Source organism: Clostridium sp. CAG:43 (assembly GCF_000434655.1).
Taxonomy (GTDB): Bacteria; Bacillota; Clostridia; order Lachnospirales; family Lachnospiraceae; genus Otoolea; species Otoolea fessa.
Genome location: NZ_FR895090.1, coordinates 2,154 through 10,938, shown reverse-complemented (window position 1 = coordinate 10,938; position 8,785 = coordinate 2,154). Strand labels below are relative to the sequence as shown.

General features: G+C 49.1%; 5 protein-coding genes. 3 read left to right on the top strand and 2 right to left on the bottom strand.

The window, feature by feature from the left end:
* Positions 1-2,730 (bottom strand): acyl-CoA dehydratase activase-related protein (locus QVO97_RS07105; protein ID WP_288189283.1); only part of this gene is annotated, 2,730 nt, incomplete at its 3' end.
* 350 nt (positions 2,731-3,080) lie between these two features.
* On the opposite strand from QVO97_RS07105, the gene QVO97_RS07100 reads away from it, so the two are divergent.
* From QVO97_RS07100 to QVO97_RS07090, 3 genes are all read left to right on the top strand, one after another.
* Entirely contained in the window at positions 3,081-3,923 is an 843-nt protein-coding gene (locus tag QVO97_RS07100) for a rhomboid family intramembrane serine protease (protein ID WP_022359663.1), read from the top strand.
* Between the two features lie 111 nt (positions 3,924-4,034).
* Positions 4,035-5,489, top strand: a complete 1,455-nt coding sequence (pyk, locus tag QVO97_RS07095) for a pyruvate kinase (RefSeq protein WP_288189282.1) — start codon at positions 4,035-4,037, stop codon at positions 5,487-5,489.
* Positions 5,490-5,761: 272 nt separating this feature from the next.
* Positions 5,762-7,030, top strand: a complete 1,269-nt coding sequence (locus tag QVO97_RS07090; RefSeq protein WP_022359661.1) for a diaminopimelate decarboxylase — start codon at positions 5,762-5,764, stop codon at positions 7,028-7,030.
* Between the two features lie 253 nt (positions 7,031-7,283).
* Here the strand turns inward: QVO97_RS07090 and QVO97_RS07085 are convergent, their stop codons facing one another.
* Complete coding sequence (locus tag QVO97_RS07085) at positions 7,284-8,312, bottom strand: 3-deoxy-7-phosphoheptulonate synthase (RefSeq protein ID WP_022359660.1); 1,029 nt, start codon at positions 8,310-8,312, stop codon at positions 7,284-7,286.
* Positions 8,313-8,785: the final 473 nt, after the last annotated feature.

Genomic DNA, 8,785 nt, shown 5'->3' with positions numbered 1-8,785 from the left:
GGAGTGGTACATCCACTGGTCGGTGACGATCAGCGGACGGTCAACGCGTCCTAAATGGGAGACGGAGTCCTCGGTCAGCACGGCAAAACCGTAGGAAGTGATGAGTTCCGGAATGCCATGGTTGATCTCCGGATCTACATGGTACGGTCTGCCTGCCAGCACGATGCCGTGGTGTCCGGTTTCTTTTAACCAGGCGATGACTTCCTCGCCCTTCTTTTCCATATCCTGACGGGAGGCGATGAGTTCCTGCCATGCCTTGTGAGCGGCGGCGCGGATCTCCTTCTCCGGGATTGCCTGATCCTTGGTAAATTCTTCGACCAGACGTTTTGTCAGGATTTCCTCATTTGTAAATGCCATAAACGGATTCCGGAAATGTACCTTGTGATCCGTCAGGGATTCTACGTTGTTTTTGATGTTTTCTGCGTAGGATGTGACCATCGGGCAGTTGTAGTGATTTCCCGCTTCCGGGGTTTCGTTGCGCTCGTAAGGAACGCACGGATAGAAAATGTAGGTCAGTCCCTGGCGGATCAGCCATTCGATATGACCGTGCGCGAGTTTTGCCGGGTAGCATTCGGATTCGCTCGGGATCGATTCAATACCAAGTTCGTAGATCTGTCTCGTCGATTTTGGGGACAGAACGGTGCGGTAACCTAGTTCCTTGAAAAAGACCGCCCAGAATGGGTAGTTTTCATACATATTCAGGACACGCGGGATGCCGACGGTACCGCGCGGCGCCAGATCGGCGGTTAGCGGTTCATAATCGAACATACGGTGGTATTTATAGTCAAATAAGTTCGGAATGTCTTTTTTCTGTTTGTTGCCGCCCAGACCGCGCTCACAGCGGTTGCCGGTAACGAACTGACGTCCGCCGTCGAAACGGTTGATCGTCAGGACACAGTGGTTTGTACAACCCTGGCAGCGCGCCATCGTCGTCTTGTAGGTCAGGCTTAAGATCTTGTCGATCGGCAGCATCGTGGTTGTCTTGGAAGCATCGTAGCGCTCACGGGCAATCAGAGCTGCACCGTAGGCACCCATGATACCGGCGATGTCCGGGCGGACTGCCTCACAGCCGGAGATCTTCTCAAAACTGCGGAGAACCGCATCGTTGTAGAAGGTACCGCCCTGCACGACCACGTGTTTTCCGAGGTCGGAGGCATTGGTAATCTTGATAACCTTAAACAGGGCATTTTTGATGACGGAGTAAGCCAGTCCGGCAGAAATATCTGCGACGGAAGCTCCCTCTTTCTGCGCCTGTTTGACGTTAGAGTTCATGAAAACAGTACAGCGGGTACCGAGGTCGGTCGGATTTTTGGCAAAGAGCGCCTCTCTGGCAAAATCCTGTACGCTGTAATTTAATGATTTAGCAAATGTCTCGATAAAGGAGCCGCAGCCGGACGAACAAGCTTCGTTGAGCTGTACGCTGTCTACGGTGCCGTCCTTGATCTTGATGCATTTCATATCCTGACCGCCGATATCGAGGATGCAGTCTACATCCGGCTCAAATGCCGCCGCTGCGTAGTAGTGGGAGATCGTCTCAACCTCGCCCTCATCCAGCATCAGGGCAGACTTTAAGAGCGCCTCGCCGTAACCGGTGGAGCAGGAATAAGCGATCTGTGCCTTCTCCGGAAGCTGGTCATGGATCTCCTGCATCGCACGGATCGCCGTCGCCAGCGGGCTGCCGTTGTTGTTGCTGTAGAAGCGGTATAGAAGAGAGCCATCCTCGCCGACGAGCGCCACCTTGGTTGTGGTGGAACCGGCGTCGATGCCGAGGTAGCAGTTGCCTTCGTAGGTCGCTAAATCAGCTTTTTTGACATTGTGGCTTGCATGGCGTGTCTTAAAATCTTCATAGTCGGCTTCATCCGTAAAGAGGGGTTCCATCCGCTTTACCTCGAAATCCATCTTGATGCCGTGGGACAGGCGTTCGATCAGATCGTGCAGGCTGGCAGTCGTCTTCGGATCAGAGTTCATCGCCGCGCCGATCGCCGCAAACAGATGCGAGTGATCCGGGGCAATGATCTGGTCCGGTCCCAGATTCAGGGTGCGGATAAATGCCGCGCGCAGCTCCGGGAGAAAATGAAGCGGACCGCCGAGGAATGCAACATTGCCGCGGATCGGCTTGCCGCATGCCAGACCGCTGATGGTCTGGTTGACAACCGCCTGGAAAATGGAGGCGGACAGATCCTCTTTGGTTGCGCCTTCGTTGATGAGAGGCTGGATATCCGTCTTGGCGAAAACGCCGCAGCGCGCCGCGATCGGATAGATTGCCTTGTAATTTTTCGCGTACTCATTAAGACCGGATGCGTCCGTCTGAAGCAGCGAAGCCATCTGATCAATAAAAGAGCCGGTGCCTCCGGCGCAGATTCCGTTCATACGCTGGTCGATGCCGCCGGTAAAATAAATAATTTTCGCATCCTCGCCGCCAAGCTCGATGGCAACGTCGGTCTGCGGGGCATAATCCTTCAGGGATGTGGCAACCGCTACAACCTCCTGGACAAATGGAATGCCCAGATGCTTAGAAAGTGTTAAACCGCCGGAACCAGTGATGACCGGCTCGACGGTCAGTGCGCCAAGTTTCTCTTCACCCTCACGGAGCAGGTCCGCGAGCGTCTCCTGTATGTTTGCAAAATGACGTTTATAATCGGCGAAAAGAAGCTTACCGCCATCTTCAATAATAGATACTTTAACCGTTGTGGAACCGATGTCGATTCCTAATTTTTTACAGGAATTCATGTACAATCGGGGCAGTGCCCCTTCCCTCCTTTGTACTACACATGTATTCGGCTATACTTTAACATAGAATAAGGAAGAAAACAATTAGTAGGGTGCGTTAAAAAGATGCTAAAAATGACTAAAATTTGTTAATATTGCGCATAATGGGAGAATGTGCTCTGTACAAGGAAAGGCATTTTCTGTGTGAAAAATACCGCTTTTTCTGAGTTGGAATGCAGCCGTTACAGATCGCAGGCAGGCACTTTTGGAACCGAATGTGCCGTAAGATAACGTGGTGGAAGTGAGAATATAATTTGACAAAGAATCCGCCGCTCTCTATAATGAAAGGAAAACGGCAAAGGATGTGAATTATGAATTTTTTTAGAAAATTAGAGCGCAAATTCGGTCGGTTTGCGATCCCGAATCTGATGTACTATATCATCATGATGTATGCGGCTGGATTTGTGATGAGCCTGTTTAATCCGTATTTTTACGTGCAGTATCTGGCGCTTGATGCAGCGGCGATCCTGCGGGGACAGGTATGGAGAATCGTGACCTTTCTCGTATGCCCGCCTCAGTCGGGCGTCCTCTTTGCGCTGCTCGCGATGTATCTCTATTATTCGATTGGATCGACGCTGGAGCGCGTGTGGGGAACCTTCCGATTTAATATGTTTTTCTTTATGGGCGTGCTGGGACACATCATCGCGGCATTCCTGGTGTACGGTGTGACCGGCTTTTCGGTGCCGATGTCCCCGTATTACTTAAATGAATCGCTGTTTCTGGCGTTTGCCTGCACCTTCCCGGAGATGCAGTTCCTTCTGATTTTCATTCCGATCCGGGCGAAATACCTTGGAATGATGTACGGAGCGCTTCTGGTCTACAGCTTCTTAACGGGTGGCATTATCGCGAAAATTGAGATTGTTGTTTCGATGCTCAATTTTATCATTTTCTTCCTGATGACGCGTAACTACCGGAAGATCAGCCCGAAAGAGGCAGTCCGCAAGCAGAAGTTCAAAAACGAGATGCAGAAAGCACAGATCCAGAAAATTTCCCTGACCCGCCACAAATGCGCGGTCTGCGGACGTACCGAGAAGGACGATCCGAACCTGGAGTTCCGCTATTGTTCGAAATGTGCGGGAAATATGGAATATTGCATGGATCACCTGTATACGCATAAACATGTGACGGAAGAAGAATTGAAAGATTCTAAATAGAATCGAGCGGTGGATTGTTTTTTTGCAGGGGATTTAAATAGGTTGGATGAAGCATACAAAAGAGGTTATAAATGATTCACTGATGGGAAAAATCTCGATAAATGACAGAATATGAGGAGGAATGACAGAATGAAAAAGACAAAGATTGTCTGCACAATGGGACCAAACACCGATAACCGGGAGATTATGAAGGCGTTGGCGTTAAATGGCATGGATGTCGCACGTTTTAACTTTTCGCATGGCGATCATGCGGAGCATAAACATCGTCTGGAGATTCTGGAGAGTGTGCGCGAGGAGCTGGGGATTCCGATCGCATCGCTTCTGGATACCAAGGGACCGGAAATCCGTACCGGCAAATTAAAAGATGGAAAGAAAGTGACGCTGAAAGAGGGCGATCTGTATACACTGACGACCGAGGAGATCGTGGGTGATGAGACACGCGGCTACATCAACTATGCGGGGCTGGCGGAGGATGTAAAGCCGGGTGACCGCATTCTGATTGACGATGGTCTGATCGAGCTGCACGTGCGGGAGGTCAATGGAACAGATATCGTCTGCCGGATTGAAAATGGCGGCGAGCTGGGCGAGAAGAAGGGTGTCAATGTACCGGGGGTACGTGTCAAGCTTCCGGCACTGACCGATAAAGATAAGGAAGACATTCGTTTCGGCGTGGATGCAGGCTTTGATTTTGTGGCGGCTTCGTTTGTCCGCAATGCCGATGCGATCCGCGAGATCCGGGAGATTCTGGATGAAAAAGGTTCTGCCATGCAGATTATCGCGAAAATCGAGAATGAAGAAGGAATTGAAAATATTGATTCCATCATTGAGGCGAGCGACGGCATCATGGTAGCTCGCGGCGATATGGGCGTGGAGATTCCGGCAGAGAAAGTTCCGCACATCCAGAAGATGATCATCCGCAAATGTAACCTGGCGTGCAAGGTCGTTATCACGGCGACTCAGATGCTCGATTCAATGATCCGCAACCCGCGTCCGACGCGTGCCGAGGTATCGGATGTGGCGAATGCAGTGTACGAGGGAACTGATGCGGTCATGCTGTCCGGAGAAACGGCGATGGGAAGTTACCCGATCGAGGCAGTCCGCATGATGAGCCAGATCGCCGAGGAGTCGGAGAAATATCTGGATTATATGTTCTACCAGAGAAGAAAGGTATCGGCAGAAAATCTTCGAAATATATCCAATACGGTATGTTATTCATCCGTAGCGACCGCCTCCGATCTGGAAGCGCCGGTCATTGTGGCTCCGAGTGTCAGCGGATTTACGACGAGAATGCTTTCGAAATGGCGTCCGAAAGCATTGATCGCGGGACTTTCCCCGAGCATGACGGTTGTCCGCCAGATGCAGCTCTACTGGGGTGTTAAGCCGTTCCATGCAAAACGCGCTGAATCGACGGATGCACTCTTATTTGCATCGGTGGAACTGCTGAAAGAGAAAGGTATCGTCAAAGAGGGTGAAATTGTGGTTGCAACCGCGGGTGTGGTGACACGTGCCAACCGCCATGAACCGGTAGCCGATACGAATATTATGCGTGTAATTGTGGTAGAGTAGAAACTGGATTCTGCGCCTGAATCTGTGCCCGGTTCATAGATGTATCTGGAAAATGATACAATTTGTCCGGAGTTTGTGTCCTGGCGGAGAAAACGAGAAAAAATACCGCCCATTTTTGGGCGTTTTTCGGGAAATCAGTTGATAAAACACGGGTTTTGGTGTATAAATAGTAGCAGGACAAAGAAGTCTGGGCGTGCCGGGAGTAGTGTATGTTCCCGGTAGTCCAGACTTTTAGGTTTTATATGTAGATTTTTAGTTCGGAGGATGTAAAAGTGGAGAAGAAACCATTTGTAACACGGGAGCAGCTGGAGGAGATCAAGAAAACATACCCGACACCGTTCCACTTGTATGATGAAAAGGGAATCCGCGAGAATGGCGAGCGCCTGATGCGTGCATTTTCCTGGAACAAGGGATTCAGAGAGTATTTTGCTGTAAAGGCAACACCGAATCCATTTGTAATTGATATTTTAAAGAAACTTGGATGCGGCGTGGACTGCTCTTCGCTGACAGAGCTTATGATGGCAAAGGCGATGAAGTACGATGGCGAGAAGATCATGTTCTCCTCCAACGATACACCGCCGGAGGAGTTCAAGATGGCTGCCGAGCTGGGCGCGATCATCAACCTTGATGATTTTACGCACATTGATTTCCTGGAGAAGACGATCGGTTATATTCCGGAGACGATCAGCTGCCGTTACAATCCGGGCGGACTGTTCAAGATCAGCAATGATATCATGGACAACCCAGGCGATGCGAAATACGGTATGACAACCGAGCAGCTGTTTGAGGCATTCAAAGTGTTGAAAGCAAAAGGTGCGAAACATTTCGGTATCCATGCCTTCCTTGCAAGCAATACGGTTACAAATGAGTATTATCCGATGCTTGCGAAGGTATTGTTTGAGGTAGCGGTCAAGCTGAAAGAAGAGACCGGCGCAGATATTAAATTTATCAACCTGTCTGGCGGCGTTGGCATTCCTTACCGCCCGGATCAGGAGCCGAACGATATCTTTGCAATCGGCGAGGGCGTCCGCAAGGTTTATGAGGAAGTTCTGGTTCCGGCTGGCATGGGCGATGTAGCGCTTTATACAGAAATGGGACGTTTCATGCTGGCGCCGTATGGCTGCCTTGTGACAACGGCAATCCATGAGAAACACACCTATAAAGAGTATATTGGTGTGGACGCGTGTGCAGTCAACCTGATGCGCCCGGCGATGTACGGCGCATACCATCACATCACGGTCATGGGAAAAGAGAACGAGCCGTGTGACCACAAATACGATGTAACCGGTTCCCTGTGCGAGAACAATGATAAATTTGCGATTGACCGGATGCTTCCGAAGATCGATATGGGCGATATCCTTGTCATCCATGATACCGGCGCACATGGTTTTTCGATGGGCTACAACTACAACGGAAAGCTGCGCTCGGCTGAACTGCTTCTGAAAGAGGATGGTTCCGTGGAGATGATCCGCCGGGCAGAGACACCGAAGGATTATTTTGCGACCTTTGATTTCTGTGATCTGTTTAAGGATGTGCAGTAAAAAAGAGCGTTAAATTAATATAATGCAGGAAAGACGATTTTTATTGCATCGAAATGGTGAATCTTAAGAATTTCTTCATAATTTATTTAAAGAGAATACAAACATTTTGGAGATAGGCATGATATACTATAACCATAATAAATGCATGATACAAAAGATTTAATCCTTTAACCTTTTTGAAATCCGAATTCCTAACGAAAAAAAGTCCGGCGGAGCTTTTCCACCGGACTTTTTTTCTGCATATTTCTATATTTTACAATCCTTCAGCAATTTCATACAGCAGACGCTCGGAATCCTCCCATCCCAGACACGGGTCGGTGATGGATTTTCCGTAGATGTGTTCGCCGACTTTCTGGCTGCCTGGTTCGATGTAGCTCTCGATCATGACGCCTTTGACGAAGTTACGGATATCGTCGGAGTGACGACGGCTGTGGAGTACTTCCTTGACGATACGGATCTGCTCCATGTATTTTTTGTTGGAGTTGGAGTGGTTTGCATCGATGATACAGGCCGGATTCTTCAGATCACGCTCGTTGTAGAGGTCTAAGAGCAGCTTCAGGTCTTCGTAGTGGTAGTTCGGCAGGCACTGGTCATGCTTGTTGACAGCACCACGCAGGATGGTGTGGGTCAGCGGGTTGCCCTGTGTTTTTACTTCCCAGCTGCGGTAGATGAACTCATGACCGTGCTGTGCTGCGTGTACGGCGTTCAGCATGACGGAGAGTGCGCCGCTGGTCGGGTTCTTCATGCCGACCGGTACATCGATGCCGCTGGCAACGAGGCGGTGCTGCTGGTTCTCAACGGAACGTGCGCCGACTGCAACATAGGACATAACGTCGGAAAGGTAGGTCAGATTTTCCGGGTATAGCATCTCGTCTGCAGTCGAGAAGCCGGTTTCTTCGATCACACGCATATGAAGTTTGCGGATCGCGATCAGACCCTGATATAAGTTTGGCTTACCTTCCGGATTTGGCTGGTGTAAAAGTCCCTTATAGCCGTCACCGGTTGTTCTAGGTTTGTTGGTGTAGATTCTAGGAACCAGAATCAGTTTGTCCTTCACTTTCTCCTGTACCTTGGCAAGACGGTTTACATAATCAATAACCGCATCTTCCCGGTCAGCAGAGCACGGACCAATGATGACAAGAAACTTGTCGCTGTCGCCTGTAAAGACGTCACGGATAGCAGCGTCCTTTCGAGCTTTTTCTGCGGCCAGCTCCGGTGCCAGTGGAAACTGTGCACGAATCTCGTCCGGGGTCGGCAGCTTGCTGACATATTCAAATCCCATGAGTTTCATCCTCCTGTATTGTCTAAAAGATTTTCACACTTTAAAGCGTATGATGTTTATTATAGTATAGAAAAATCAAATCATCAATAGGTTGAAGGAAAAGAATTTTATTTCTTTTATGCTATTTTTACGCAGCTTTTATTAAATAGACCGTAGTCTATAAAAATGGTTGACGTATTTATTAAAAAAGTGTAGAATATATTCCATATCAGCAATATTTAATTTTAGTTTGATATAGTTCCATATGAAAACGGAACCGTTCATGCCTCGATTGACTGAGAGCAAGGGCACGGCGGTCACTGTTTTTGTACAAATCCCGCACAAGCGGGAGCAGCGTTTGTTTGTTTGGTGCTGCATATGTTTGCGTGTTTTCCGAGAAAAACAGAGCATTTGGCAGAAATCTGGCATTTCATTCGTCCCTATTATCTGGGGACGTTTTTTTGTGTCATAGGAAATTCCTTGAAATTTCCTAT

Bases quoted from the DNA above. Each gene is read 5' to 3' on its own strand.
- QVO97_RS07085 (WP_022359660.1), bottom strand. From the start codon at position 8,312: ATGGGATTTGAATATGTCAGCAAGCTGCCGACCCCGGACGAGATTCGT.
- pyk (WP_288189282.1), top strand. From the start codon at position 4,035: ATGAGGAGGAATGACAGAATGAAAAAGACAAAGATTGTCTGCACAATG.
- QVO97_RS07100 (WP_022359663.1), top strand. From the start codon at position 3,081: ATGAATTTTTTTAGAAAATTAGAGCGCAAATTCGGTCGGTTTGCGATC.